General features: G+C 66.8%; 24 protein-coding genes, 1 tRNA gene and 2 pseudogenes. 8 read left to right on the top strand and 19 right to left on the bottom strand.

What is annotated here, in order from left to right:
• Position 1 precedes the first annotated feature (1 nt).
• Complete coding sequence (locus tag B7P44_RS21145; RefSeq protein ID WP_084907957.1) at positions 2 to 619, bottom strand: DJ-1/PfpI family protein; 618 nt, start codon at positions 617 to 619, stop codon at positions 2 to 4.
• A 115-nt stretch (positions 620 to 734) separates the two neighbouring features.
• Between B7P44_RS21145 and B7P44_RS21140 the strand changes: the two genes are divergently transcribed.
• Positions 735 to 1,262, top strand: coding sequence for a TetR/AcrR family transcriptional regulator (locus B7P44_RS21140; RefSeq protein WP_084907955.1), 528 nt, complete (start codon positions 735 to 737; stop codon positions 1,260 to 1,262).
• Positions 1,263 to 1,276: 14 nt separating this feature from the next.
• Here the strand turns inward: B7P44_RS21140 and B7P44_RS21135 are convergent, their stop codons facing one another.
• Positions 1,277 to 1,915: an SUKH-3 domain-containing protein gene (locus B7P44_RS21135; RefSeq protein ID WP_231716801.1), complete on the bottom strand. Its 639-nt coding sequence runs from the start codon at positions 1,913 to 1,915 to the stop codon at positions 1,277 to 1,279.
• 9 nt (positions 1,916 to 1,924) lie between these two features.
• Complete coding sequence (rtcR, locus tag B7P44_RS21130; protein ID WP_084907951.1) at positions 1,925 to 3,535, bottom strand: RNA repair transcriptional activator RtcR; 1,611 nt, start codon at positions 3,533 to 3,535, stop codon at positions 1,925 to 1,927.
• A gap of 336 nt (positions 3,536 to 3,871) precedes the next feature.
• Here rtcR and B7P44_RS36530 point away from each other — a divergent pair.
• From B7P44_RS36530 to B7P44_RS21115, 4 genes and pseudogenes are all read left to right on the top strand, one after another.
• A tRNA-OTHER gene (locus B7P44_RS36530) sits at positions 3,872 to 3,945 on the top strand.
• 868 nt (positions 3,946 to 4,813) lie between these two features.
• Positions 4,814 to 5,800: pseudogene (locus B7P44_RS21125) on the top strand (slipin family protein); the annotation flags it as partial.
• 56 nt (positions 5,801 to 5,856) lie between these two features.
• On the top strand, positions 5,857 to 7,080 hold the full coding sequence (locus tag B7P44_RS21120) for an RtcB family protein (protein WP_167389818.1): 1,224 nt from the start codon (positions 5,857 to 5,859) through the stop codon (positions 7,078 to 7,080).
• A 52-nt stretch (positions 7,081 to 7,132) separates the two neighbouring features.
• The gene (locus tag B7P44_RS21115) at positions 7,133 to 7,948 is read left to right on the top strand and encodes a nucleotidyltransferase domain-containing protein (RefSeq protein WP_084907947.1); all 816 of its coding nucleotides are present in this window, start codon (positions 7,133 to 7,135) and stop codon (positions 7,946 to 7,948) included.
• Positions 7,949 to 8,022: 74 nt separating this feature from the next.
• On the opposite strand, the gene B7P44_RS21110 is transcribed toward B7P44_RS21115, so the two are convergent.
• Positions 8,023 to 8,691, bottom strand: coding sequence for an O-methyltransferase (locus B7P44_RS21110; RefSeq protein WP_084907945.1), 669 nt, complete (start codon positions 8,689 to 8,691; stop codon positions 8,023 to 8,025).
• A 161-nt stretch (positions 8,692 to 8,852) separates the two neighbouring features.
• Between B7P44_RS21110 and B7P44_RS21105 the strand changes: the two genes are divergently transcribed.
• Positions 8,853 to 10,148, top strand: a complete 1,296-nt coding sequence (locus B7P44_RS21105) for an O-acetylhomoserine aminocarboxypropyltransferase/cysteine synthase family protein (protein ID WP_084907943.1) — start codon at positions 8,853 to 8,855, stop codon at positions 10,146 to 10,148.
• A 25-nt stretch (positions 10,149 to 10,173) separates the two neighbouring features.
• On the opposite strand, the gene B7P44_RS21100 is transcribed toward B7P44_RS21105, so the two are convergent.
• The 3 genes from B7P44_RS21100 to B7P44_RS21090 form a co-directional block, all read right to left on the bottom strand.
• Positions 10,174 to 10,605 (bottom strand): hypothetical protein, encoded by a 432-nt coding sequence (locus tag B7P44_RS21100; RefSeq protein ID WP_231716800.1) that lies wholly within the window; start codon positions 10,603 to 10,605, stop codon positions 10,174 to 10,176.
• Positions 10,606 to 10,676: 71 nt separating this feature from the next.
• Positions 10,677 to 11,054 carry a DUF4148 domain-containing protein gene (locus tag B7P44_RS21095; protein ID WP_407924035.1) on the bottom strand — a complete coding sequence of 126 codons (378 nt, stop codon included), beginning with the start codon at positions 11,052 to 11,054 and terminating at the stop codon, positions 10,677 to 10,679.
• A 190-nt stretch (positions 11,055 to 11,244) separates the two neighbouring features.
• Positions 11,245 to 11,475 (bottom strand): hypothetical protein, encoded by a 231-nt coding sequence (locus B7P44_RS21090; protein WP_084907938.1) that lies wholly within the window; start codon positions 11,473 to 11,475, stop codon positions 11,245 to 11,247.
• 299 nt (positions 11,476 to 11,774) lie between these two features.
• On the opposite strand from B7P44_RS21090, the gene B7P44_RS21085 reads away from it, so the two are divergent.
• Positions 11,775 to 12,047 carry a DUF4148 domain-containing protein gene (locus B7P44_RS21085; RefSeq protein ID WP_084907936.1) on the top strand — a complete coding sequence of 91 codons (273 nt, stop codon included), beginning with the start codon at positions 11,775 to 11,777 and terminating at the stop codon, positions 12,045 to 12,047.
• Between the two features lie 66 nt (positions 12,048 to 12,113).
• On the opposite strand, the gene B7P44_RS21080 is transcribed toward B7P44_RS21085, so the two are convergent.
• From B7P44_RS21080 to B7P44_RS21060, 5 genes are read right to left on the bottom strand one after another with little or no spacing between them, the layout of a single operon-like run.
• Positions 12,114 to 13,529, bottom strand: coding sequence for a heavy metal sensor histidine kinase (locus B7P44_RS21080; protein ID WP_084907934.1), 1,416 nt, complete (start codon positions 13,527 to 13,529; stop codon positions 12,114 to 12,116).
• Positions 13,526 to 14,209: a heavy metal response regulator transcription factor IrlR gene (gene irlR / locus B7P44_RS21075; RefSeq protein WP_084907932.1), complete on the bottom strand. Its 684-nt coding sequence runs from the start codon at positions 14,207 to 14,209 to the stop codon at positions 13,526 to 13,528. The genes B7P44_RS21080 and irlR overlap by 4 nt, the downstream gene beginning before the upstream one ends.
• Positions 14,209 to 17,442 (bottom strand): efflux RND transporter permease subunit, encoded by a 3,234-nt coding sequence (locus tag B7P44_RS21070; RefSeq protein WP_084907930.1) that lies wholly within the window; start codon positions 17,440 to 17,442, stop codon positions 14,209 to 14,211. The genes irlR and B7P44_RS21070 overlap by 1 nt, the downstream gene beginning before the upstream one ends.
• Positions 17,443 to 17,474: 32 nt before the next feature.
• A complete protein-coding gene (locus B7P44_RS21065; RefSeq protein ID WP_084907928.1) occupies positions 17,475 to 18,929 on the bottom strand; it encodes an efflux RND transporter periplasmic adaptor subunit in 1,455 nt (484 codons plus the stop codon).
• Between the two features lie 9 nt (positions 18,930 to 18,938).
• Complete coding sequence (locus B7P44_RS21060) at positions 18,939 to 20,240, bottom strand: TolC family protein (protein WP_084907925.1); 1,302 nt, start codon at positions 20,238 to 20,240, stop codon at positions 18,939 to 18,941.
• A gap of 126 nt (positions 20,241 to 20,366) precedes the next feature.
• Here B7P44_RS21060 and B7P44_RS35970 point away from each other — a divergent pair.
• Positions 20,367 to 20,477, top strand: a pseudogene (locus tag B7P44_RS35970) (nicotinamide riboside transporter PnuC); the annotation flags it as partial.
• A 185-nt stretch (positions 20,478 to 20,662) separates the two neighbouring features.
• On the opposite strand, the gene B7P44_RS21050 reads toward B7P44_RS35970, so the two are convergent.
• From B7P44_RS21050 to pnuC, 7 genes are all read right to left on the bottom strand, one after another.
• Complete coding sequence (locus B7P44_RS21050) at positions 20,663 to 21,121, bottom strand: OmpA family protein (protein WP_231716799.1); 459 nt, start codon at positions 21,119 to 21,121, stop codon at positions 20,663 to 20,665.
• A 29-nt stretch (positions 21,122 to 21,150) separates the two neighbouring features.
• Entirely contained in the window at positions 21,151 to 21,783 is a 633-nt protein-coding gene (locus tag B7P44_RS21045) for a M35 family metalloendopeptidase (protein WP_231716798.1), read from the bottom strand.
• Between the two features lie 28 nt (positions 21,784 to 21,811).
• A complete protein-coding gene (locus B7P44_RS21040; RefSeq protein WP_084907919.1) occupies positions 21,812 to 22,351 on the bottom strand; it encodes a PAAR domain-containing protein in 540 nt (179 codons plus the stop codon).
• The gene (locus tag B7P44_RS21035; protein ID WP_231716797.1) at positions 22,333 to 22,887 is read right to left on the bottom strand and encodes a PAAR domain-containing protein; all 555 of its coding nucleotides are present in this window, start codon (positions 22,885 to 22,887) and stop codon (positions 22,333 to 22,335) included. The genes B7P44_RS21040 and B7P44_RS21035 overlap by 19 nt, the downstream gene beginning before the upstream one ends.
• Positions 22,888 to 22,899: 12 nt before the next feature.
• A complete protein-coding gene (locus B7P44_RS21030) occupies positions 22,900 to 23,568 on the bottom strand; it encodes a PAAR domain-containing protein (protein WP_084907917.1) in 669 nt (222 codons plus the stop codon).
• Positions 23,569 to 23,905: 337 nt separating this feature from the next.
• Positions 23,906 to 25,108 carry a phosphotransferase enzyme family protein gene (locus B7P44_RS21025; protein WP_084907915.1) on the bottom strand — a complete coding sequence of 401 codons (1,203 nt, stop codon included), beginning with the start codon at positions 25,106 to 25,108 and terminating at the stop codon, positions 23,906 to 23,908.
• 24 nt (positions 25,109 to 25,132) lie between these two features.
• Positions 25,133 to 25,723: a nicotinamide riboside transporter PnuC gene (gene pnuC, locus B7P44_RS21020; protein ID WP_084907913.1), complete on the bottom strand. Its 591-nt coding sequence runs from the start codon at positions 25,721 to 25,723 to the stop codon at positions 25,133 to 25,135.
• Between the last annotated feature and the right edge of the window lie 10 nt (positions 25,724 to 25,733).

Genomic DNA, 25,733 nt, shown 5'->3' with positions numbered 1-25,733 from the left:
TTCAGCCGGCGACGCCCTGATCGCCCCCTTGCCTCAGGCTCAACTCGATCAACCGCTCGTAGATATCCTGCTGCCCGGCCGGCAACACCGGCCGCAGCGTTTCCCGGCGCTTGTCCGCGCCGAACAGGCGCTCCACCGCCCAGCCCACCAGATACAGCGCGGCAAGACAGCCGCCCGCCGTCGCGACGTTGCCGGTGCTCATGAACGGCCGCTCGTCCGGCTCCACGCCGGTCGCGCGCAGCGCCTCGCGTGCTTCGGGATGCGTCGATGCGCGCTGCTCCGGCAGGAGTCCCAACTTCGCCAGGATGAACGCGCCCGCGCAGATGGAACCGATCAGCTGACGGCTCGGGTCGAGCCGGAATGCGCCGATGAACGCGCTGTCCGCGATCGCGGCCGGCACGCCTTCCTTGCCGCTCGCGAACAGCACGACATCGGCGTCGTTCGCGTCGGCCAGCGCGCCGTGCGTCTTGACCGACAAGCCATGCGCCGAGCGCAGTTCGTCATGCCGGCCGACGATCCTGACCTGCCAATCGTCGCGATTGCGGCCGAGGATGTCCCACATCAGGAACAGGTCGATGTCGGTGAATTGGTCGAACGCGACCAGTGCGATGTGCTTCATGGGCGGCTCCAGGGATGCGTGCCGGTGACCGGCGTGAACGGGAACATCAGGAAAGCCGCACTCTAGCGAGACAGGCGCTACCATACACAGCCTGTACGTTTTCGAGGTAAAGCGAATGCTGACGCGTGACCACTGGATTGCCGCCGGATTCGACGCGCTCGACCGCGACGGGCATGCGGGCGTTTCCGCCGAACGGCTGGCGCGGCGCCTGAACGTCACGCGCGGGTCGTTCTACCACCACTTCCGAAACCGCGAAGCGTTCGTTCGCGCGCTGCTCGACGAATGGGAATCGGACTGCACCGGCCGCAGGCTCGCGCATGCGGCGCAAGGCCACAGCCTGGAAGACGTGCTGGGACGCTACCTGACGATCGCCGCGGAACGGCGGCCCGAACGCGACATCGCGATTCGCGCATGGGCGCGCCGCGATCCGCTCGTGGCCGAATACCAGGCCCGGGTCGACAGCGCGCGGCTGTCGTTCGCCATTTCGATGTGCCGCGCGCGGATCGACGGCCCGGCCGATGCGGACCTCGTCGGGCGCGTCGCGCACCTGTGCCTGATCGGCGGTCAGCATGCCGGTGCGCGCAACCAGGCGGCAGACTTCGCCCGGCTCGCGCAACAGGCGCTTGCGATGTTGCGTCGCTAGGGACAGGCGCCCGTCTATCGTCCGACGCTTGCCAACTGACCTGCGGTCATGACGCGCGGGTCGTCGCGCGTGAGCTGCTCGCCGTAATAGGGGATGCTCGCCTGCCCGTCGAGCAGCAGCGGCGTCGCCCGCCTGCCGAGCAGCAGACGTTCGACCGCTTCGTCAAAGCTGTATCCGCACAGATAAACGCCGTCGACAACGCAATTCGTCGAGAAGATGCGGCCATGCGCGTCTGCATAGAATTCGTGATACCCGCGATCGTCCTCGCCGACCCCGATCATCGTGGTGCGCAGCGCCTGTTCCCACACGAGAATCTGCTCGTCCTTCCGCGCGAGGGCGTGAAACGCCAGGCCGGTTCGAGCGCACGTCTCGCCTGTGGCATCGTCAGGCTCCACGCTGACGGTCAAGCCGTCGAACTCGCGCAGAATCGCGGCGCCGGGATGTTCGCGGGCGGCCGCGTCTGCGCCGCCCTCGTCAACCGGGCGCCATCCGGCATGGACGAATAGCGGTCTGACAGACGAAGGAACGTGGATCATGGCGATTCCGGAGGGATCAGGGACAAAGGCAGTGCGGACGAACGGTATCAGATTCGCTATCCGGCGCAAATACCGAATCGTCGTGCGGATCGACGGCGCACCACCGCGCACGGCCATCCGCTCCGCTCAACGAAGCGCATCGAACGCCCGCCGCACCCCATCCCAATCGAGCCCGAACCGCGCGAGATACTTGCGCAGCCGGTCCGCATCGTTCGGCTGCTTCTTGCTTTGCCGCGACACCGCGAACAGCGTGCGCCCCGCCTCCGACAGGCTCGCCGACACCCGACACACATCGAGCACGCGCTCGAGCTGCACGCGGTCGAACAGGTCGAGCTCGGCAGCGTGCTCGCCCAACACCGTGCCGGCGAGATCCCCCGCGTCATCCGCCGCCGACCACGTGCGCGCAAGCCGTTCGACCTCCTGCTCGGCGATCGTCTCGGTGATGCGCCCCGCATCCGCGAGCGTCGCCATCCGCGTGACCGATGCCGACAGCTCGCGGAAATTGCCCGCCCACGCGGCGCGCGGCGACGCGGCAAACGCCAGATAGCGCCGCTTCGCCTCGACGTTGAAGCGCACCTGCTCGCCCTGCTCGCGGCCGAAGCGGTCGAGCTCGAAATCGAGGTTCGGCTCGATGTCCTCGCGACGTTCGGCGAGACCGGGCAATTCGTAGGTCCACAGGTTGATCCGCGCGTACAGGTCCTCGCGGAACGTGCCCGCCGCCACCATCTGCCGCAGGTCGCGGTGCGTGCCCGCGATCAGCTCGAAATCGCTGGTCGCCTCGGCATCCGCGCCGACCGGCAGGAAGCGCTTCTCCTCGATCGCCTTCAGCAGCATCGCCTGCTCGTCGAGGCCGAGCTCGCCGATCTCATCGAGGAACAGCAAGCCGCCGTCCGCCGCGCGCAACAGGCCCGCGCGCGCATGTTGCGCGCCGGTGAACGCGCCCTTCACGTGCCCGAACAGCGTGGACATCGCGGCGTCGCCGCGCAGCGTCGCGCAATTGATCTCGATGAACGGCCCGGCGAGCCGATGCCGGCCGCGCTTCAATTCATACACGCGCTTCGCGAGGAACGACTTGCCCGCGCCGGTCGGCCCGACGAGCAGCATCGGCGCGCGCGAGCGCACCGCCACGCGTTCGAGCTGTTCGATCAGCGCGTTGAAGCGCGCGTTGCGCGTCGCGATGCCCGCCTTCAGGAACGACACCGTCTCGTCGCGCTCGTGCGTGAAGCGCTGCGCGATCCGGTTGTAGCGCGACAGGTCGAGATCGATCACCGACACCGTGCCGGGCCCGCTCGGCCCTTCGTCGGTCTGCTGCGGCGGCCCGGTCTGCACGAGGCGCGCGGGCAGGTAGCGCGACTCCGCGAGCAGGAACCAGCAGATCTGCGCGACGTGCGTGCCGGTCGTGATGTGGATCAGGTAATCCTCGCGGTCGAGATCGAACGGGTAAGCGCGTGCGAAGTCGTGCAGCGTCGCGTAGACCTCCTCGAAATCCCACGGATCGTGGATCGCCATCGGCGTGAGCCGCACGTCGGTGTGCGGCGCCACCTGCGCGAGATCCTCCTGCACGCGTTTCGCGAGGCGCTCGTAGCTCGGCGGATGCAGCAGCTCGAGCCGGTCGATCGGCAGGTCCGGCTGCTCGCACAGCGAAACGGTCGGCCGCCACTTGCGCCAGCGGCGATGCGCGCGGCCACCCTGGTCGAGCACGGTGCCGAGGAAACCGATCGCGACAGTCTTGCGCATGTTTATCCAGATTTATAAGAGACGATCGGATCGTATCAGAATTTCCGGATATCGCTGTCGACGGAGAACGCGGGCGCCTCCACGCCGGATAAAAATTTCCCCTTTCCATTCAATGCCCTGCAAATTTTTTCGGCCGCTGGCGCGCTCGCTGGCACGCTCCTCGCTCTATATCTCGAGCCGGATGTCCCGCTGGCCCGCGAGCCAGGGTTCACAAGCCCTGCTGGTGCGCCGCCGCCGAACCCTGTTCGTCGCGGCTGCGCATGCCGCCATGGACAGACGACGGCAAAGAGGCGCGCTGAGTGCGTGAGCCCGGGTTCGATTCCCGGGGCGTCTACCTGTTCGGTAGCTCATTCGGGTTAGAGCAGTCGGTGAGAGCCGACGTGCAGCGGGTTCGACTCCCGCTCGAACGCTGTCCGCGAGGACAGTCTCGTTGATGAAGCAGTACCCGCCGGCACGGGCCGCAAGGCCCGCCGCGCGTCGGACCGGTCGCGGTTCCGCGCGAACGGCCGGGCGGCCGGACGGCCCGCGCGAACGCGCACGACGACGCCATGCAGCACGCGTCGCCGCGCGCGCCAGTGCGGCGCCTCCGCCCCGCCCGCCCGTTCGCGCCGCACCCCGATCCGTGCGATGCGCGTTTGCCGGCGGACCAAGAAGAAAAGGACAAGAATGAATATGTGGAAGCGTCATGTGGTGAAAAAGAACGAACGCGCGCTGCTGATGAGCGAGGGCGATTTCGTGAAGGTGCTCGAACCGGGCGTGTTCAAGGCCTTTGATCCGTTCAATCGTCTGACGGTGCAGACCGCGCGCCTCGACGCGCCGCTCGCCGACGAGACGCTCGCCGATTACCTGCGCCACGACGCGCAGGACGTGCTGGCGCGCCACTTCGTCGCGATGGATCTCGCCGACGACGAGGCAGGCCTGCGCTATGAGAACGACGTGCTCGTCGAGATCGTGCCGCCGGGTACCCGCCGCCTGTACTGGCGCGGCCGGATCGAGCACCGCCTCGAGCGGATCGATCTCGCGCAGGGCGTCACGCTGCCGGCCGCACTGGCGAAGCGCCTGACGCAGCCGGCGCTGCACGCGCGCGGCGTCGCGGGGCTCGCGGGCGTGCTGCTGGCCCAGGTGCCGGCCTACCATGTCGGCGTGCTGAAGATCGACGGCAAGATCGAGCGCTTGCTGGACGCTGGCCTGTCCGCGTTCTGGCGCTTCAATCGCGACGTGGCGGTCGAGCTCGTCGATCTGCGGCTGCAGGCGCTGGAGGTCGGCGGGAAGGAAAGCGACGCGCTCGCCAACTACCTGCGCCACGACGCGCAGGACGTGCTGGCGCGCGACTTCGTCGCGATGGATCTCGCCGACGACGAGGCTGGCCTGCGCTACGAGGACGACGTGCTCGTCGAGATCGTGCCGCCTGGCACGCGCCGGCTGTACTGGCGCGGCCTGATCGAGCACCGCCTCGAGCGGATCGATCTCGCGCAGGGCGGCACGCTGCCGGCCGCACTGGCGCAGCGCCTGACTCAGCCGGCGCTGCACGCGCGCGGCGTCGCGGGGCTCGCGGGCGTGCTGCTGGCGCAGGTGCCGGCCTACCATGTCGGCGTGCTGAAGATCGACGGCAAGATCGAGCACTTGCTGGACGCCGGCCTGTCCGCGTTCTGGCGCTTCAATCGCGACGTGGCCGTCGAGCTCGTCGACCTGCGGCTGCAGGGGCTCGAGGTCGGCGGGCAGGAAATCCTGACGCGCGACAAGGTCGCGCTGCGGCTGAACTTGTCGGCGACCTGGTGCTACGCGGACGTGTTGCGCGCATACGAGCAACTGCAGAAGCCGGTCGAGCACCTGTACCGCGAGCTGCAGTTCGCGCTGCGAGCCGCCGTCGGCACGCGCACGCTGGACGAACTGCTCGAGGACAAGCAGGCGATCGACGAGGTCGTGATCGCGCAGGTGAGCGCGCGGCTCGCCGATTCGGGGGTCGACGTGCGCAGCGTCGGTGTGAAGGATATCGTGCTGCCGGGCGACATGAAGACGATCCTCGCGCAGGTCGTCGAGGCCGAGAAGGCCGCGCAGGCGAACGTGATCCGCCGCCGCGAGGAAACCGCGGCGACCCGTGCGCTGCTGAACACCGCGAAGGTGATGGAAGAGAATCCGACCGCGCTGCGGCTCAAGGAGCTGGAAACGCTCGAGCGGATCGCGGAACGGATCGACCGCATCTCGGTGTTCGGCGGTCTCGACCAGGTGCTGAACGGCCTCGTCAACATCAAGGCCGCGCAATGAACGCGGCGGCGCGGCGCAGGAGCGCCGCGCCAACCATAACGAAACTGGGTGAAGCAATGAGTGAACTGGATTATCAAGTGATGGAACTGGCGCACGGCAAGCCGGTGAAGATGTGGACGACCGGCGTCGCCGTCGAAGAGGACGCGCGCGAACAGCTGCGCAATACCGCGCGGATGCCGTTCATCTTCAGGCACGTTGCCGTGATGCCGGACGTGCACCTCGGCAAGGGCTCGACGATCGGCAGCGTGATTCCGACGAAGGGCGCGATCATCCCGGCCGCGGTCGGCGTCGACATCGGCTGCGGGATGATGGCCGCGCGCACGACGCTGACCGCGTCGGACCTGCCGGACTCGCTCGCGGGCCTGCGCAGCGCGATCGAACGCGCGGTGCCGCACGGCCGCGCGCCGGGCCGGCGCGATCCGGGCGCGTGGGGCAATCGCACGCCGCAGCGGGTCGACGACATGTGGAAGGAACTGCAGCCGGGGTTCCAGCGGATCGTCGACAAGTATCCGAAGCTGGAGAAGACCAACAACTACGTGCACCTCGGCACGCTCGGCACCGGCAACCACTTCATCGAGGTGTGCCTCGACGAGAACGACAGCGTGTGGTTCATGCTGCACAGCGGCTCGCGCGGCGTCGGCAACGCGATCGGCAGCCTGTTCATCGAGCTCGCGCAGGCCGACATGCGGCAGCACATCGCGAACCTGCCGGATCGCAACCTCGCGTACTTCAACGAGGGCAGCCGGCATTTCGACGACTACGTCGAGGCGGTCGGCTGGGCGCAGGACTACGCGCGGCACAACCGGCAGGCGATGATGGACGCGGTGATCGAGGCGGCGCGCGGCGTGATCGCCAAGCCGTTCGGCGTCGACGAGCACGCGGTGAACTGCCACCACAACTACGTGCAGAAGGAACGCCACTTCGGCGAGGACGTGCTCGTGACCCGCAAGGGCGCGGTGTCCGCGCAGAAGGGGCAGCTCGGGATCATTCCGGGCTCGATGGGCGCGAAGAGCTTCATCGTGCGCGGGCTCGGCAATCCGGAAAGCTTCTGTTCGTGCAGCCACGGCGCCGGACGGGCGATGAGCCGGACCGAGGCGAAGCGCCGCTTCACGGTCGAGGACCAGGTGAAGGCGACGCAAGGCGTCGAATGCCGGAAGGACGCGGGCGTCGTCGACGAGATTCCGATGGCCTACAAGGACATCGACGCCGTGATGGCCGCCCAGCGCAGCCTCGTCGAAGTGGTGCACACGCTGCGTCAGGTGGTGTGCGTGAAGGGTTAGCGCGGCGCGCGGCCGAAGGCCGGGCGGCCGCGCACGATACGAGAGAAGAAAAATGAAACGGGAAGAAGCAATGAAAACCGTGCGCAGCGCGCATCCGGTCGAGCCTGCCGTGCGCGAGCGCGTGCTGGCGGAACTCGACGACGTCGAGCGCCGTCACGACGTGAAGGTGTTGTTTGCCTGCGAATCGGGCAGCCGCGGCTGGGGGTTTGCGTCGCCGGACAGCGACTACGACGTGCGCTTCGTGTACGTGCACCGGCGCGACTGGTATCTGCGCGTCGAGCCGCAACGCGACGTGATCGAACGCCCGCTCGACGACGAGCTCGACGTGAGCGGGTGGGAGTTGCGCAAGGCGCTGCAGTTGCTGCACCGCTCGAATCCGACGCTGCTCGAATGGCTCGATTCGCCGGTCGTGTATCGCGAGGATGCGCTGCTGGCGTCGCGGCTCAGGGCGCTCGCCGGCGCGTTCTTTTCGCCGCTGCGCGGGCGGCATCATTACCTGTCGATGGCGAAGAAGAACTTTCGCGGCTATCTGCAGGGCGATACGGTGCGCTACAAGAAATACCTGTACGTGCTGCGGCCGCTGCTCGCCGTGCGCTGGATCGACCTGGGGCTCGGGATGCCGCCGATGCGGTTCGCGGAGCTCGTCGCACGGACGGTGCATGAGCCGGCGGTGCTGGCGGAACTCGATGCGCTGCTGGAACTGAAGATGCGGGCCGGCGAAGGCGAATATGGGCCGCGGCGACCCGCGATCCACGCGCTCGTCGAGTCGATGCTGGCCGACGCCGAACACGATCGCGAATACAAGCGGCCGTGGGGAGAAGTCGGGATGCTCGATGCGTTCCTGCTCGATGTGCTCGAGCGCGGGTGAGGGATGGACGGCGTGGCGCGAATCGGCGTCACGCCGTTTTTTCTTGCGGCGGCCGGCATCGGCGTCGCCCCATCTCACTCCCCCACAATCGAGATCGCAAACCCGTCCCACCCCTTCAACCCGACGGTTTGCACGGCCGTCGTCGTGACGCGCGGTTGCGCGGCGAGGAACCGGAACCCGTCGCGCACGCCGACGACATCGGAGTCCTGGTTGTCCGGCTCCACCACCCTGCCGCGCCTTACGACGTTGTCGACGACGATCACCGTGCCCGGACGCGACAGCTTCAGCGCCGCATCGAGATAGACCGCGTTGCTCTCCTTGTCCGCGTCGATGAAGGTGAAGTCGAACGGCTCCGTGCCCGCTTCGACGAGCTGCGCGAGGCTGTCCTTCGCGCTGCCGACGACGACAGACACGGCGTCCGCAAACCCGGCGCGCGCGATGTTCCGCGTCGCGACCTTCGCATGCTCGGGATTCAGCTCGAGCGTCACGAGCCTGCCGCCCGGCGGCAGCGCGCGCGCGAGCCAGATCGTGCTGTAGCCGCCGAGCGTGCCGACTTCGAGAATGCGCCGCGCGCCGCGGATCGTCGCGAGCAGCTGCAGCAGCTTGCCCTGGTTCGGCGCGACGTTGATCGCCGGCAAGCCGGCCGCGTCGCTCGCCGCCAGCGCGGCATCGAGCGCATCGTCCGACGGCACGAGCGTCGCGGAGAAATACGCATCCACCTGCGTCCACTGATCCTGATCCATTGCGCACCCTTCGTCATTGGAAAAAGGCATTCTATGCCGCACGCGTCAATAAGCAACGAACCAATCGTTCTAAGACCATCAAGCATCCGCTCCTATAATCGCCCGACGGCGGGCGCGGATGGCCGCCCCTCGATCCATCACAACAACAAGCGGAGCACACCATGACCGACAGGGCCTCTTCCAGCTGGCGTCTCGAAACCATCGCCGTACACGGCGGCTATCGTCCCGACCCGACCACGCGCGCGGTCGCGGTGCCGATCTACCAGACCGTCGCGTACGCGTTCGACGACACGCAGCACGGCGCGGACCTGTTCGACCTGAAGGTGCAGGGCAACATCTACACGCGGATCATGAACCCGACGACGGACGTGCTCGAGCAGCGCATCGCGGCGCTCGAGGGCGGCGTCGGCGCGCTGGCGCTCGCATCGGGGCAGGCGGCCGTCACCTATTCGATCCAGACGATCGCCGAAGCCGGCGACAACATCGTGTCCGCCAGCACGCTGTACGGCGGCACCTACAACCTGTTCGCGCACACGCTGCCGCAATACGGCATCACCACGCGCTTCGCCGATCCGCGCGACCCCGCGTCGTTCGACGCGCTGATCGACGCGCGCACGAAGGCGATCTTCGCGGAATCGGTCGGCAACCCGCTCGGCAACATCACCGACATCGCCGCGCTCGCGGAGATCGCGCACCGTCGCGGCATCCCGCTGATCGTCGACAACACGGTGCCGTCGCCGTACCTGCTGCGGCCCTTCGAGCACGGCGCGGACATCGTCGTGCACTCGCTGACGAAATACCTCGGCGGGCACGGCACGAGCCTCGGCGGCGCGATCGTCGATTCGGGCAAGTTCCCGTGGGCGGAGCATGCGGACCGCTTCAAGCGCCTGAACGAGCCCGACGTCAGCTACCACGGCGTCGTCTATACCGAAGCGTTCGGCCCGGCCGCGTATATCGGCCGCGCGCGCGTCGTGCCGCTGCGCAACATGGGTGCGGCAATCTCGCCGTTCAACGCGTTCCAGATCCTGCAGGGCATCGAGACGCTCGCGCTGCGCCTCGAGCGCATCAGCGACAACACGCTGCAGATCGCGCAGCATCTCGCGCGCCACGAGAACGTCGAATGGGTGAGCTACGCGGGGCTGCCCGACCACCCCGACCATCCGCTCGTCGCGCGCTATCTGTCCGGGCGCGGGCCGGGGCTCCTGACGTTCGGCGTGAAAGGCGGCCGCGCGGGCGGCGCGAAATTCCAGGATGCGCTGAAGCTGTTCACGCGGCTCGTCAACATCGGCGACACGAAGTCGCTCGCGACGCATCCGGCATCGACGACGCATCGGCAGCTCTCGCCGGCCGAACTCGCGAAGGCGGGCGTGAAGGAGGAAACGGTGCGGCTGTCGATCGGCATCGAGCACATCGACGACCTGATCGCCGATCTCGATCAGGCGCTCGCGCAGCTTTGACGGTGTCGCGCGTGCGGACGGGGCGCTACCATGTCGTGGCGCCCGCCGGATACGCTTCGACGATGCGAAATCCGTTGCCGGGCGCGACGCCTTCCCTGCGCAGGGCCGACCACAAATCGATCGCATGTTCGCGCGACTTGCGGCTGCCGTCGTCGGTCAGGATGTTCATCGCGACGACCTCGTCGCGCGTGGTCAACTGCAATTGCTCGGTGAGCTTGCGCGATTGATGCGCAGCGGCGCGGACGTCGCCCAGCTCGATCCGGCGACCGACGCCGGAATCGGCCGGCACGAACGTCAGCCGGCCGTCCTCGATTCCGCATGATCCCCGCGTGAACATCGCGCTCCCGGCTCCCGGCGCCACGGCCGCGAACTCGCAGCGCATGCGTTCGCTCGCGCGATCGCGGGCGTCGCGTGCCGTCTCGTGGGACAGCAGGCGTTCCGGCCAGCCGTCGGCCATCGCGACAGACGACGACAGGCATGCCGCGACCACGATCCATCTTGCGAAACTTCGCATGGCGATCTCCGAAATCAGCGCACCGTAACGCGGGCGTCGTGCGCATCGAACATCGGCGCCGGTTCGCCGCCGTGGACGGTGGCGCGGTGAATCTCCCGATTGCGCTCGACGAGCGCGGGGCTCGCCGGGTAGTCGTTCTTCGTGCTCGGGATCACGCCATCGTGCCGAGCCTGCAGGAGCTCCTGAAGGACCTCCTGCCGAGTCTTCGATTGCGCGGCCGCGCCTTCGGAAAATGCCGCGATCGAAAGCGACGCGGCGGCAATGGCGATCGTGAGTCGCAGGCGTTTCATGTTGTTCGCTCCTTGCAGGATGTCGATGAAAGAGCCTTCACTATGATCGGCAAGCGGTGCGAGCTCGTGACCGTCACATGACGCTTCCGTCACCCAGCGCATACACATGAAAAAAATGTCATCTACGAATCAGGTTCGCGCAGCGTCCGGTGATTAGGATCGGCTTTGGTGCGGGTGATCTCCGTCCCTGAACCACGCGACGCATGGCGTTGCCGCAAGGCACGACCACGCATTCAGCCCGGACACGCGATGTGTCCGGGCTTCTTTTCATGCATGGCCGCGACAGCGGCAATCATTGCGCCGCGCGGCGTTGCGGAAAAACGCACGGATGCGTCTTGACGTGCAGATTGGGATTGCCGCAGCGATGTCCCGCGTAGTCGACCTGTTCGCCGGGCGCCAGATCCCTGACCACAGCCTTCCTTTCGCCGACGGACGAGGCAACGCCGCCACCGGATACGCATGCGGCAAGCAGCGGAATGATCAGGACTGCGATAACGGAAAGACGGCGATCGATGTGATTCACTTTGCGGGTCGGAATTGAAGTAGTAGCAGGACCGTCCGCTTTACGGAGCGTAATCGCGAACGGCACGGATGCCACGGGTGCCGACGCATCGGTTCGTGGCCCCCTTCATCTTCGTCCCCGCGCACATCGCATCGATGACGCGGACATGACGATTGCGTCATGTCGCCCGAGCAGCGCCTCGCGCCGCCGCGTGCCCGAATCTGACGCATTTCTCATCTTCCGATCATGGTCGCGCACGGCCGGCTGCGCATACTGGCTCCACGGCTCGCCAACCGGCGGCCACGTTCAAGGAGAACGCAATGAAAGCAGCAAGGATGGCAGCACTCTTCGTCGCCGCGGCGCTGTCGCTCGGCATCGCGGCCCAGTCCGCCCAGGCGCAGGGCAAGACCCGTGCGCAAGTCGTCGACGAACTGAAGCAGGCACAGCACGACGGCGTCGTGCCGACGAGCAAGACCCAGTATCCGCCGACCACCGACATCGTCACGCGCAACAAGGAACTGCACGGCATCTCGGTCCATGCAGGCGAAGCGTCGCCGCAGGCCGACCGCCACGACAACCTGGCCGGGCGCTGACATCGCGCCAGCCCCGTGGCGAACCGCGCACCCGCATGGCGAACGCGCGGGTGCACGCCCGTGACGTCACGCGCGGGACAGCTTCGCCACGGCCGGCCGGTGCGGAAAGCGCAGCCAGAACGTCGTGCGCCTGGCCAGCTCGCTGTCGACGCCGCACTCACCGCCGTGGTTGTCCATGATCGACCGGACGATCGCGAGGCCGAGCCCCGTCCCCGATGCGGAATTGTGCCGGGACGGATCGACGCGATAGAACCGCTCGAAAATGCGCGCGACATGCTGCGCGTCGATGCCGGGCCCCGTGTCGGACACGGCGATCGTCGTCGCGCCCTCCGTTCCCACGCAGTCGATCTCGATCACGCTCCCGCGCGGCGCGTAAGCCAGCGCGTTGGACAGCAGGTTGCTCAACGCGCGCTGGTACAGCGTCAGGTCCGCGTCCACCCATGCGTGCCCGTGGACCCTGACCGACACGCCGGCATCCTCGGCGAGCGGTTCGTAGTAGCCCGCGACGCGCTCCGCCTCCACGGCCGCGTCGAGGCGGCGCACGTCGATCGACGTGCCGGCCTGCTCCGAACGCGCGAGAAAGAGCATGTCCTCGATCATTCTCGACAGCCGCTGATATTCGTCGATGCCGGATTCGATCACGCTGCGGTACTCGTCCGCGCTGCGCGGCTGCGACAGCGCGACCTGCGCGGCCGCCTGCAGGTTGGTGAGCGGCGTGCGCATGTCGTGCGCGAGGTTCGACGAGAACTGGCTCAGGCGCGTGAACGACTCGTCGAGCCGCGCCAGCATCCCGTTGAACGCGTGCTCCAGTTCCTTCAGTTCGCCGGCGGCGTCGAGTTCCGGCAGCGGATGGGCGAGCCGGCTGGTCGACATCTGTTCCGCGCGGGCCGCGAAGCGGCGCAGCGGGCTCAATCCCAGCGCGGCGATGCCGTACGCGATCGCGGCGGCCAGCACGACGCCGAATACCTCGATCACGACGATCGTGTACGCATGCGCGCGCAGCAACTGGAGGTCCGCGCGCCGATCGTACTGAACCACGACGCGCACGACGGGCGCGTCCGCGCCGGCGAGCGGCGCGGACGCGACGAGATAGCTCAGCGTCGAGCGCGGCGCAACAAAGGCGGCGGGCAGGTGGCGCGCCTCCAGCGACAGGAGCGGCGCATAGGCGCTGAACCCGCCGGTGCCGACGAGGCGATTGCCGGCCGCGTCGTAGATGGCCAGCGCCATGTTCGGGTGACCGTGCAGCTGGTCGACCCACACGTCCTTGTTCCCGGCGACGTCGGCCGTCGTCCGCGCATCGGCCAGGTGCGTGCGCAATGCCGCGACGATCCCGCCCACCTGCTCCGCGGCCGACGTCTCGATGCGGTTGCGCAGCGCCTCGTAGAGCGCGACGCCGCTCGACGCGAGGATCACGGACGTCGACAGGATGATCAGCGCGGTCAGGCGCCCGCGCAGCGAGCGCGGCAGCACGTGCCGGATCATCGGTTCGCGCCGTCGCGCGCTTCGAGCACGTAGCCCATGCCGCGCACCGTGTGAATCAGCTTGGGTTCGTAGGCGTCGTCGATCTTGGAGCGAAGCCGGCGGATCGCCGCGTCCACGACGTTGGTATCGCTGTTGAAATTCATGTCCCACACCTGCGACGCGATCGTCGCGCGCGGCAGGATCTCGCCCTCCCGCCGCATCAGCAGCCACAGCAACGCAAATTCCTTGGCGGTCAGCAGGATCGTGTCCCCCTGCCGGGTCGCCTTGCGGCGCGTCAGGTCGAGCTCGAGATCCGCCACGCGCAACGTGTTCGATTCGCGCGGCTGCCCGCGGCGCAGAATCGACTTGATGCGCGCGGTCAGCTCGACGAAATCGAACGGCTTCGCGAGATAGTCGTCCGCGCCGAGCTCGAGGCCCTTCACGCGGTCGCCGACGTCGTCCATCGCGGTGAGGAACAGCACCGGCGTCGACTTGCTGCGGCGCAGGTTCTGCAGCAGCGTCCAGCCGTCCTGGCCGGGCAGCATCACGTCGAGCACGAGCAGGTCGTAGTCTTCCGTTTCGGCCTGGTGCAGGCCGGTGATGCCGTCCTCCACCCAATCGACGACATACCCGGCCTCGGTCAGCCCCTTGCGGAGATAGGCCCCGGTCTTCGGTTCGTCTTCGACAATCAAAATCCGCATTACACATTACCCTTGAAGAGGCCCAGCCGTCTCAGCATCCGCATCGGCGCGCCGGCGCCGGCGCCGAGCCCGGCCCTGAACGCCGTTCGCCACGACACCGCGTGACTGACGCGATACAGCACCGGCAGCACCAGCAGCGTCAGCGCGGTCGACGACAGGATACCGCCGATCACGACGGTGGCCAGCGGCCGCTGCACTTCGGCGCCCGTGCCGGTCGCGAACGCCATCGGCAGGAAGCCCAGCGACGCGACGAGCGCGGTCATCAGCACGGGCCGCAGCCGCGTCAGCGCGCCTTCCCGCACCGCGGCATCGAGCGGCGCGCCTTCGTCGCGCAGGTTGCGGATGAACGAGATCATCACGAGACCGTTCAGCACGGCCACGCCGGACAGCGCGATGAAGCCCACCGCCGCGGTGATCGACAGCGGAATGCCGCGCAGCCACAGCGAGACGACCCCGCCGCTCAGCGCGAACGGAATGCCGGTGAACACCAGCAAGCCGTCCTTCACATTATTGAACATCACGAAAAGCAGGACAAACACCATGAACAGCGCGAGCGGCACGACCAGCTTCAGGCGCTCGCTCGCGCTCTGCAACTGCTCGAACTGCCCGCCCCACGACACCCAGTAGCCGGCGGGAATCCGGACGTCCTGCTGCAACTGCTCGCGCGCGGCAGCGACGAACGAGCCGACGTCGCGACCCCGGACGTTCGCGCTGACGACGACGCGCCGCTTGCCGTCCTCGCGGCTGATCTGGTTCGGACCGGGCGCGACCTCGATCGTCGCCAGCTCCGCGAGCGGCACGTACGGCGCCTGCACCGCCGCGCCGCTTGTGCCGACCGCCGCTCGCGCGGGCAGCGCGATCGGCAGCCGCTTGATCGCTTCGATGTCCGAACGCAACTCGTCGGGCAGGCGCACGACGATGTCGAAGCGCCGGTCGCCCTGGAACAGCGTGCCGGCCTTCTGTCCGCCGACCGCCGCGGCCACCGTGTCCTGCAGGTCCGCGACCGTCACGCCGTAGCGCGCGAGCTTGTCCCGGTCGAGGTTGATCGTGAGCACCGGCAGGCCGGTGGTCTGCTCGACCTTCACCTCCGACGCGCCGGACACCTTCTGCAACACGGCCGCGATCTGCTCGCCCGTCTGGTTGAGCACCGCCATGTCGTCGCCGAAGATCTTCACGGCGACGTCGCTGCGCACGCCGGAAATCAGCTCGTTGAAGCGCAGCTGAATCGGCTGCGAGAACTCGTAGGCGTTGCCCGGCAGTTCGGCGAGCGCCTCCTCGATTTCCGCGATGAGCCGCTCGCGCGGCTTCCTCGGGTCCGGCCATTGCTCCACGGGCTTGAGCATGATGTAGCCGTCCGACAGGTTCGGCGGCATCGGATCGGCGGCGATTTCCGCGGTGCCGGTGCGCGCGAACACGCGCTCAATCTCCGGGAAGCGCCGCTTGAGCGTCTTCTCGATCGACTTCTGCATGTCGACCGACTGCGACAGGCTCGTGCCGGGAATCCTCAGCGCGGCGACCGCGAGGTCGCCCTCGTTCAGGCTCGGGATGAACTCGCTGCCCAGACGCGTCGCGAGGCCGAGCGTGACCGCGACGATCGCCGCCGCGCCCAGCATGACCCGCGCCGGCCGCACCATGAACGCGGCCAGCACCGGCTCGTAGGCGCGCCGCGCCCAGCCCATCAGGCGGTTCTCCTTCTCTTCGACGCGCTCGCCGATGAACAGCGCGACGGCCGCCGGAATGAACGTGACCGTCAGCACCATCGCGGCCGCGAGCGCCATCACGACCGTGACGGCCATCGGGTGGAACATCTTCCCTTCGACGCCGGTCAGCGCAAAGATCGGCAGATACACGACCATGATGATCAACTGGCCGAAGATCAGCGCGCGACGCGCTTCCTGCGACGCGCCGAACACTTGCGCGAACCGCTCGTCCCGCGTCAGCGGACGGCCCGCGAGCGCCTGCGCATGCGCGAGCCGCCGCACGCAGTTCTCGACGATGACCACCGCGCCGTCGACGATGATGCCGAAGTCGAGCGCGCCGAGGCTCATCAGGTTCGCGCTCACCTTCGCGTTCACCATCCCGGTGAAGGTCATCAGCATCGACAGCGGAATCACGAGCGCGGTGATCAGCGCCGCGCGCAGGTTGCCGAGGAACAGGAACAGCACGGCGATCACGAGGATCGCGCCTTCCAGCAGGTTCTTCTTCACCGTCGCGACGGCTTTTTCGACGAGCACGGTGCGGTCGTAGACCGGAATCGCCTTCACGCCCGCGGGCAGCGTCCGGTTCACGTCGGTCATCTTCGCCGCGACCGCCTTCGCGACCGAGCGGCTGTTCTCGCCCATCAGCATGAACACCGTGCCGAGCACGACCTCCTCGCCGTTCGACGTCGCCGCGCCGGTGCGCAGCTCGCGGCCGATGTCGACCTGCCCGACGTCCTTCATCCTGACCGGCACGCCGCCGACGTTCGTCAGCACGACGTTCGCGATATCGTCGACCGAACGCGCCTGGCCGGGCACGCGCACGAGGTATTGCTCGCCGCGTTTTTCGATGTAGCCGGCGCCGACGTTGTCGTTGTTGCGCTCGAGCGCGCGCGCGACGTCCGCGAGCGTCAGCCCGTAGGACATCAGCTTGGTCGGGTTCGGCGCGACGCGGAATTCCTTCACGTAGCCGCCGATCGAGTTGACTTCGGTCACACCCGGCACGTTGCGCAGCTGCGGCTTGACGACCCAGTCCTGCAGCTCGCGCAGGTCCGCGGGCGTATAGCGCGTACCGTCGGGCTTGCGCGCGGCGGCGTCCGCCTCGACGGTCCACAGGTAGATTTCGCCGAGACCGGTCGACGTCGGCCCCATCGTCGGCGTGACGCCGGGCGGCAGCTTGTCCTTCGCTTCCTGGATCCGCTCGTTGACGAGCTGCCGCGCGAAGTAGATGTCGGTGCCGTCCTTGAAGATGACGGTCACCTGCGACAGGCCGTAGCGGGAAATGGAGCGCGTCTGCTCGAGGCCGGGAAGCCCCGCCATCGCGGTCTCGACCGCGTAGGTGATGCGCTGCTCCGCTTCCAGCGGCGAATAGCCGGGCGCCGGCGTGTTGATCTGGACCTGGACGTTCGTGATGTCGGGTACGGCGTCGATCGGCAGCTTCTGATAGCTGAAGATGCCGAGCGCGGCCACGGCGGCGATCGCCAGCATCACGAGCCAGCGGTGCGCAATCGCAAAGCGAATCAGGCGCTCAAACATTGCAATGGTCCTCTGAAACCGAAAACGGCCGCTTACTCATGTTCCGCGCTGCCCTTGCCGAGCTCCGCCTTGAGCACGAAGCTGTTCGATGCCACATACTCCTGACCGGGCTTGAGCCCCTTGAGCACTTCGGCGGACTGCTCGTCGCGGCGCCCGATCTCGACGGCCTGCGCGACAAAGCCCTTCGGCGAGCGCACGAACACGGCGGGCGCACCGTCGATGTCCTGCAGCGCGTCGCTCGCGACGGCCAGCGGCACGCTTTGCCGGCCCGCGTCGACCGACACGTTGACGAACAGGCCGGGCCGCCACACGCCGTCGGGATTCGGCAGCACGACGCGCGCCGGCGCGGTGCGCGTCTGTTCGCCCAGCAGCGCGCCCACATAGGCGATCGGGCCGCTCGAGCGAGATTCGAACGCGGCGGCGCTGACGGTCGCGTCGCGGCCGACCCGCACGTCGCTCAGCCGCTGCGCCGGCACGGCCATCTCGGCCCACACCGACGACAGGTCCGACACGACGAACATGCTTGCGTCGGCGGCGATCGCTTCGCCCGGCGTCGCGTGCTTCTCGACGACGGTGCCGGCGAACGGCGCGCGCAGTTCGTAGCGGTTCAACGCCTTCGCGCCGGCCGGCGCGTTCAGCGCGGCCAGTTTCTGCCGGGCGTTCTGCACCGCGATCTCGGCTTCGCGCAGTTGCACCTGCGCCTGCTGGTAATCCTGTTCCGCCGAAATGCGCTCCTGCCACAGCGTCTTTTCCCGTTCGTAGGTGATGCGGGCCGCGGACAGGCGGCGCTCGGCCGTCAGCAGTTCGCTGCGCCGGTCCGCGAGGTCCGTGCTGGCGATCACGGCCAGCACCTGCCCCTTCGCGACGTTCTGCCCGAGCGCTACCGCAACCTGCTCGACGATCCCGGCCACGCGCGGCACGACATGCGCGGTACGGTCCTCGTTGAACTTGATCTCGCCCGGCAGCTGGAACGGCGTGGCGATCTGCGCCGGCCCGGCCTTGGCGAGACCGATCCGCGACGCGTCGATCTGCCCGTCGCTCAGCGCGACCACGCCGTCCGCCCGCGAGAACGGGAACGCGGCCATGCCGCCGGGCCACTTCACGTCGATCGTCGCGTCGAACACGTGCGGCTTCCGGATCGGCTGCGCGGACGTGAATTTCCGGCCCGACGTGTCGAACCGCACGGCTTCGCGCGAACCGTCGTGCCGGACCAGCGTGCCGGACACGGACACGCCGTCGCCGGCCGGCTTGCCGTCGACGAACGGATAGACGACGAGGCGCGCATCGCCGGGCCTTTCCGTCATCACGATCTCGACGGACAGCTTGCCGTTCTTCAGCACGACGCCGCCGTATTGTCCGGCTGCTTCGGAGGCTGGCGCGACGCCGGGCGCGGATGCCGGTTCTGCCCCGCCGCGGGCGATGGCGACGGCTGCGACGATGACGCCGGCGACGGCCACCGTGATGACGAGGATTTTTCTGCGCGACATGAGGGTCCTTCAGGGTGAGGTGGGCGGCGTTTGCGCGGCGCTCGTCAGCGGCGTGCCGACGAGCCGGTCGATGTCGGCGCGGGCGGCGTGCGCATCGGCGAGCGAGCGCACGTACTGCGATTGCCCCTGGAACAGGGTCCGCTGCGCATCAAGCACGTCGAGGAAGCTGAACTTCCCGAGTTCGTAGCCGCGCGACATCGCGTCGAGCGCGACGCGCGCGGCGGGGAGAATGTCGGTTTTCAGGCGCTGCGCTTCCTGCGCGGCGGCTTCGTAGTTCGCATAGGCCTGCGTCAGGTCGAGCCGCAGGCGCGCGCGCTCGCGATCGAGATCGGCGTTCGCGCGTTCCGCCTTGTGCGTCGCTTCGAGCAGCGCGCCCTTGTTGGTGTCGAACAGCGGAATGGGAATGGCGATGCCGACGACGGCCTGGTTGTCGGGCACGCCCCCCGTTACGACCCGCTTCATGCCCGCGCTGACGGTGACGTCGGGAATGCGCTTCGCGCGTTCCAGCGACACGGCTGCGTTCGAGCGCAGCATTTCCGCGCGGGCGACCCGGGCAAGCGGCGCGTCGGCCAGCCGCTCGACGAGCGCGGCGAGCGGCGCCACGGCCGGCACGGCTTCGAGGTCGCCGGCGGCGACGCGCGCTTCGGTGCGCACGCTGCCCGTCACCGCATTCAGCTTTTCCCGCGCGATCTCGACGCGGCTTCGCGCGGTCGCGACTTCGATCTGCACGGCCGCCGCGGCGACCTGCGCCTTGGTCGCCTCGACCGGCGAGACCTTGCCCGCCCGCGCGCGGCGGCCCGCGAGATCGGCCGAGCGCGCGGCGAGCGCGGCCGATTCTTCCGTCACCTGCAGTTGCCGCTGCGCGGCGAGCAGCCCGTAGAACGCGCTGGTCACGTCGGCCCGCACGGCGGCGCCCTGTTCGTCGAGCGTCGCGACGGCGGCCTCGCGGCCGTACGCGGCGACGTCGAGCCGCGCGCGGCGCTTGCCGCCCAGCTCGATGGTCTGGTTGACCAGCGCGGTCGTGGTGCGCTCGTTGCCGCCGAAGCCTTCCTGCAGCAACGACAGTTCGGGATTGGGCCGCACGCCGGCCTGCATCAGCGCGCCGACGGACGCGTTCGAATCGGCGCGCGCGCCGCGCAGCGCCGGGTTGTTGCGGGCCGCGATGCCGAGCGCGTCGGCGAGCGTCAACGGTGGCGGGGAGGCGACGGCGCCGGTGACTTCGCCGGCTGGCGCTTGAATCAGGGAAGGCTGGGCATGAGCCGAAGCGGCCGCCGCAAGGACGGCGAGCGCAGCCAGGTTACGCATGAGCATGTTCGAGTCTGCATTGACAGTTTCGCGACCGATGCTACGGTCCTGCCGCTGTGCAAACATGATGCGAACATGATATTTCCGTCATTTTTGGCGCGCGTCGTGCTGCGCGGCCAGCGAATGCGACGCGTCGCGGCGGTCGTGAGCAGCGCGCTGCTCGGCGGGATCATGGCGCGCTGGACCGACGCCGCGCTACCGTTCGTCGACGCGTCGCTGACCGCGTTCAGCCTCATCGCGCAAATTGGGCCAGCGAACACGGCTATGCACTCAACCTCGCCGAACGGGCGCTTGCTCACCCTGTCGCGAACAAGCTAACGGCGAGTGTGATGCACGCAGCGAGCGACGCCAAGTGCAACAAGTTTCGGTAACGTGCTCGATTGCAAGAGAAAAAGCCCCGCTGTTGCAGGGCTTAGGCCGCATCGAGATTACTTGATCGCCTTGCTTGTGGGCGTCACACGTGGATCATCGCAAAGCCACGCACAACTGCCCTTACATATCGGTGTCAACTCGACCACGATTTGATGGATAGTGAGCATGCCATCGGGGTGCTTAACCACCATCTCGTCCGTGAACGTCTTCTTGTCAATCAATATGTTCCCGCTCTTAATGCCAAGCTGCTGCAAATATGCCTTGACATTCTCGGCGCGAACCTCCTTCAACCACTCCACACGCTCTTCGCCTTTATATGCCCCCACAATCACAACCGCTTGAATCTCCACATCAGGCCATTTTTTCGCTTCAATCACAATATTCGCAATTGCGAGCCTGTCCGCATTGGAAATATCAGCAGTATTGAACGGTAATTGAGCCTGCACTTCCTCCCCGACTGTACAGGCGACAGCTGGTCTGTGAAGAAAAGCGGACACTGCGACCGCCAGTGTCAAGAAAAAAAATCGGAAACCCCGTGACATGATCATTGAATAATAATCCTATCAAATGTTGCAATATATCCGGTTATACTATCCGCGTTCCTGATCGCACAATCCGAATTATTCATTGCAAACACCCTCATCCCAATCTCAGTATCCCCATAAATAATATCATCCGAATTAAACGTGTCAACGTAATGAGTACACTCATGAATCAAAACCTTAACTTTTGCAGCATGGAATAGCTCCCCATTTGAATCAGAACAGAATTTTGAGTAGATTGCTATAACTCGCTCTTTGGAGTTTGGCTTACATACCGCAGCACGATTTGAGCCGGTATCGGGCACAACGGCACATGACAGATTTCTGTTGAGGTCACTATCCCAGCGAACAATTTTCTCTGGAACAAGCTCTTGCATGGCTTTCAGCAATCGTGGAAGGCCCGCGATTAGGGTACTTCTGATCTCTTCATCTGCACGCCCGAAGTAAGTTTTGGCGCGGTCCTGCTCGTTTCTGTCCCATCGCGCAACCGCCGCGATACGATCCTTAATCAGCGCAATACCCGCATCGCGAGCACGCATCACTATATCGGCGAATTGCTTATTATTCATATTCGGACATATCGGCGCCGTGTTTACACCAACATAAACCTTCGAGCCGGGTGTTGTGTTCGTCATAGCTGAATCGTGAACAAGTTCGTAACCGTCATTGGGCATGTTCGTTTCTCACAATTTCAAGATGAAGCGATTCGGTGTTAGTCGTCGCAACGCGTTGTGTGTGGCCCGTAGCATCTGTGACGCCGCTGAAAACATGCCCGGATGCGGTGCGAATCCGATAGCGGATATTGGTTAGAGGCTGTCCGCTATCGGCATCGCGCAAAACGTATTGCTCGTCATGCATGGCGAGCGGCGCGCTTTCAGTAACCTTCCGCATCATCGGCTGCGTTTCCGCCTGTGCGTTGCCTCCGTCCGAATAGAAGAACGTCGTGGACGGCGTGGCCCGGACACGATTCCTCCGGCACGGACATAGCACCCAGTCCCAATCCTTGACCATGGCTTTTCCATCATCCAGCCATGTATCGGCACCGCCGCGAATCGGAAAAAGTCCTTTACAGTTCCCACACGTCGCTTCGTCTCCGTCTCGGGCGAACCGCTGGCCTTGCTCGTCAAACTGCGTTGACGAGCCGCCTACGACACAGCCGCCGGTCGTTGTGGGCGCGCCTTTGACTACCAGTTGCTCAAACATGAGCGCGATAGATATGAAGTTGAAGGCCTTCCGCGCCGGTCGTGGTGACACGCTGTGTGGCCCGTGGCGTCCGTGACGCCGCTGAACACTTTTCCGGATGCGGTACGGATTCGGTATTGCACAAGCGCCAGTGGTCGGCCGGTGTCGACGTCGCACAGAACGAATTGTTCGTCGTGTTCGACCCGCCCCGCCGCCGCCGAACGCAGGGCACTTTGACCTGTCAGCGTCGCCGCTTGCTCGGCCGTGAAAATCATTCTCATGTTGCGCTCGGCGTAGAAGACCGGCGGCGGGTTGCAGCCGCACACGTTAGTGTCGCCGCTCAATGCCCATTGCTTGCCGTTGGGGCCGGTGCCGGGCCGGCGCGGCCCTTTCGGCGCGATGAACCCCTCCCGCTTGCAAGCCGTGCAGTAGGTTTTCATGTAGAGCGTGGCGATATGTACCCTCGGCGGCGGGTTCGAGCAGGTCACGGTATCGAGACCTTCGGTGATGACCGCACTGCCGGCGCGGTCGCCTTTGGCGAGAAAATATCGGATCATGCCGTCGCCCCTTTAGCCGGTCACGGTCGCCAGCTTCACCACCGTGAACGTATCGGCGAAGCCCCTGCCCTCGCGTTCCGGGCTATCGGTGATCGCGTCGCCATTGTCGAGTTCGCTCCCGACGAAAGCGAGCGGCGCGAAGTCTGGGTAATCCGCGATGCCCAGGCCGCTGATGATTCGGGCGGTCGGGCCGTCCGCATAGTGGACAACGTTTCCCACGACAGCAGACTTGCCGAGCGCGTCGCCCATGTCCCACGTGCCGGTTGCTTCGCGCAACACGCCGCCCCGAGCGGTCGTCGCCCCTTTCACGGCCAGCCGGTAGCGCGGGCAGGCGGGTGGCGGCACGTAGGCCGAATCGAACAAGCCGGGAATCGGCTGGTCGTCGCTTACCCGAATGCCGGCTCCGTCTTGTAACGTTTGCGTGATGACGTCGCCGTTGCTCAGTCGCGAGCCGACCAGCGCGAACGGCTTATTCTCCGACGTGGCAGCCAACCCCGCCCCGTCGATGATGACGGCTTCGCTGCCGTCAGCGTATTTAACGATGTCGCCAACGCGGGCCAGCAACAGTCCGCGATAACTCGTCTTGCCCGCGACTTCGGCGACCCACCCGCCGCGCTCGGTACGTGAGCCGACGGTCGCGAAAAGATGGGAAAGTACGCTTGCTTCTTTTTCGTTCGTCATCCTGAACCCCTTTCCGGTTAAGCGGGCGAAATGTGCCCCTTACCAACCTAACGCCAACCCGACAGGATGATCAATCGTCCGTGTACGAAAATGCACTAACGATTTTAAGTTATCCGAATCAATGTCACGCAATGTGAACTGGTACACCGTGACGGGCCTGATTGCCGGGTATCAGGCGGTGTGGTGTCGGCTGGTTGTATCGACAACTGAAGCTCGCCCGGATTGTGCGGGCGGCGGATGACGTATTGAAGTCGTGCGGAACGGCGTAGCGCAAAGACAGGGCCAGCCGTCCGGGGAGCGTAGCGCGCCGCACACGTCGCCGTGCCGAACGCACCACTCAGGCTTGCGCGTTCCGCACCCGCCGCCGACGCACCAACCAATCGAGCAACTGCCTTCCATCGCGTTCGCCGAACCATCGCGCATGCCCGATCAAATAGCCGTCGTACGCGACATCCACCGTCGCGGGCGAACCGACGATGCCGTCGAAATACGCGACCTCGGACAGCGCGAACTCGGCATGCACGATCGGCAGCAGCGCCACCAGCGCCGCATACGCGTCGTTGTTGAGCGGCGCGAGTGACTCATATCCATCGAGCAGCGCGTCGATCTGCGCGTATTCGACCTTGCGCGCGTCAGCCGGCGCCATCCAGTCGATCGCGTTGCGCTCGATCGCGAGCGCGACGTCATACACCGCGCAGGTGCGATCCGACAGCCCGAAATCGAGCACCGTGCGCACCTGCGCGCCGGGCTCCCCGTCGCTCCACAGCAGGTTCGACGCGTGCCAGTCGCCGTGGGTCCACAGCGGCCGCAATGCCGGCAGCAACGGCGCAAGACGCGCGTGGTACGGGCCGATCGCGTCCGCGATTTCGTCGCGCCAGTTGCGCGCGGCCAGCGCGCGCACGAGCAGCGGCTGCGCGGCAACCCAGCGCTCGAGCGCGCCGGGCAGATCGGCCGACGACAGCACCCTGAAGCTCGACAGCAGCAGCCGCACCGGCCGGGCCGGCGCATCGAAGCCGGCCGCCGCATGATGCAGGCGCGCAAGCGCTTGCCCCGCCGCGTAAGCATGCGACGGATGCGTGAACGGCTTCCACGACATCACGCCGCGATACGCATCGCATCCGGGCGCCACCGCATGCACCTCGTAGGTCCAGTCGCCGAGCGTCACGGCGGTCGCGCCATCATGGTCCGCCAGGATGTCGGGAACCGAAATGCCGCGGTCGCGCAGATGCGCGATGAAACGATGTTCTTCCTCGAGCCCCGCGACGTCGCGGATGCTCACGTGATGACGCTTGACGAACAGCGCGCGGCCGCGCGCCGTATGAACCAGCACGGCCGCCGAGAACGGCCGCGGGCTGTGCCACACGAGCTGCGCCGGCGGCCCTGCGTCGTCGATCCGCGCGAGGATCGCGGCCACCTCGTCACGCGTGATCAGCGGCCAGTCGCGTTCGGCCTGCTCGCCGTCGACGCCGAACTGCGGCGGCGCGATCGCATCGGCCTCCGCGTGGGCCACCCGCGCGGTCGACTCGGTCGGATTGGACATCGGCGACAGGCCTCCGGAAACGTATCAGCTCGCCGCCGCGCGCACCGCAGCGGCCGTGTTGCGCCAGTCGCGCCAGCCGATCACCGCGAGCCCGATGAACAGCGCGTAGAGCCCCGCGGTCAGGTACAGCCCCTTGACGACGAACATCCCGACATAGACCACGTTGACCACGATCCACAGGCCCCACGACGCGATGTAGCGCCGCGCCGTCCAGTATTGCGCGACGAGGCTGAACGCGGTCAGCGACGCGTCGACGAACGGCAGCGCGGCGTCGGTCCAGCGCGCCATGATCCCGCCGAGCAGCGCGCTGCCCACGACCGCCGCGATCAGGTCGGGCAGCACCTTCGCCGGCGTGACCCCGCTGACCGGCACGACGGCGCCGTGCGACGCAGCGCCGTCCACGCGCTGCGCGAGCCAGCGCCGCCAGCCGTACACCTGCAGCACCGCGAACGCGCCCTGCAGCAGCATGTCCGAATAAAGCTTCGCGTCGAAGAAGATCCAGCCGTACAGCGCGACCGACGCGAGCCCCACGGGCCAGCACAGCATGCGCCGCTTCGCGGTCAGCCAGATCGCGAGCGCGCTGACGATCACGCCGGCGATTTCAAGGGTGGACATCGTTCGTTCT

The sequence above is a fragment of the Burkholderia ubonensis subsp. mesacidophila genome (genome assembly GCF_002097715.1).
Classification (GTDB): domain Bacteria; phylum Pseudomonadota; class Gammaproteobacteria; order Burkholderiales; family Burkholderiaceae; genus Burkholderia; species Burkholderia mesacidophila.
The sequence above is the reverse complement of the archived record's forward strand: the minus strand, read 5'-3'. Positions and strand labels throughout refer to the sequence as shown.

Coding starts and splice junctions, on each gene's coding strand:
- B7P44_RS21145 (WP_084907957.1), bottom strand. CDS start 619: ATGAAGCACATCGCACTGGTCGCGTTCGACCAATTCACCGACATCGAC.
- B7P44_RS21140 (WP_084907955.1), top strand. CDS start 735: ATGCTGACGCGTGACCACTGGATTGCCGCCGGATTCGACGCGCTCGAC.
- B7P44_RS21135 (WP_231716801.1), bottom strand. CDS start 1,915: ATGGCCGTGCGCGGTGGTGCGCCGTCGATCCGCACGACGATTCGGTAT.
- rtcR (WP_084907951.1), bottom strand. CDS start 3,535: ATGCGCAAGACTGTCGCGATCGGTTTCCTCGGCACCGTGCTCGACCAG.
- B7P44_RS21120 (WP_167389818.1), top strand. CDS start 5,857: ATGAGTGAACTGGATTATCAAGTGATGGAACTGGCGCACGGCAAGCCG.
- B7P44_RS21115 (WP_084907947.1), top strand. CDS start 7,133: ATGAAACGGGAAGAAGCAATGAAAACCGTGCGCAGCGCGCATCCGGTC.
- B7P44_RS21110 (WP_084907945.1), bottom strand. CDS start 8,691: ATGGATCAGGATCAGTGGACGCAGGTGGATGCGTATTTCTCCGCGACG.
- B7P44_RS21105 (WP_084907943.1), top strand. CDS start 8,853: ATGACCGACAGGGCCTCTTCCAGCTGGCGTCTCGAAACCATCGCCGTA.
- B7P44_RS21100 (WP_231716800.1), bottom strand. CDS start 10,605: ATGGCCGACGGCTGGCCGGAACGCCTGCTGTCCCACGAGACGGCACGC.
- B7P44_RS21095 (WP_407924035.1), bottom strand. CDS start 11,054: ATGCGCTGGGTGACGGAAGCGTCATGTGACGGTCACGAGCTCGCACCG.
- B7P44_RS21085 (WP_084907936.1), top strand. CDS start 11,775: ATGAAAGCAGCAAGGATGGCAGCACTCTTCGTCGCCGCGGCGCTGTCG.
- B7P44_RS21080 (WP_084907934.1), bottom strand. CDS start 13,529: ATGATCCGGCACGTGCTGCCGCGCTCGCTGCGCGGGCGCCTGACCGCG.
- irlR (WP_084907932.1), bottom strand. CDS start 14,209: ATGCGGATTTTGATTGTCGAAGACGAACCGAAGACCGGGGCCTATCTC.
- B7P44_RS21070 (WP_084907930.1), bottom strand. CDS start 17,442: ATGTTTGAGCGCCTGATTCGCTTTGCGATTGCGCACCGCTGGCTCGTG.
- B7P44_RS21065 (WP_084907928.1), bottom strand. CDS start 18,929: ATGTCGCGCAGAAAAATCCTCGTCATCACGGTGGCCGTCGCCGGCGTC.
- B7P44_RS21060 (WP_084907925.1), bottom strand. CDS start 20,240: ATGCTCATGCGTAACCTGGCTGCGCTCGCCGTCCTTGCGGCGGCCGCT.
- B7P44_RS21045 (WP_231716798.1), bottom strand. CDS start 21,783: ATGACGAACACAACACCCGGCTCGAAGGTTTATGTTGGTGTAAACACG.
- B7P44_RS21040 (WP_084907919.1), bottom strand. CDS start 22,351: ATGTTTGAGCAACTGGTAGTCAAAGGCGCGCCCACAACGACCGGCGGC.
- B7P44_RS21035 (WP_231716797.1), bottom strand. CDS start 22,887: ATGATCCGATATTTTCTCGCCAAAGGCGACCGCGCCGGCAGTGCGGTC.
- B7P44_RS21030 (WP_084907917.1), bottom strand. CDS start 23,568: ATGACGAACGAAAAAGAAGCAAGCGTACTTTCCCATCTTTTCGCGACC.
- B7P44_RS21025 (WP_084907915.1), bottom strand. CDS start 25,108: ATGTCCAATCCGACCGAGTCGACCGCGCGGGTGGCCCACGCGGAGGCC.
- pnuC (WP_084907913.1), bottom strand. CDS start 25,723: ATGTCCACCCTTGAAATCGCCGGCGTGATCGTCAGCGCGCTCGCGATC.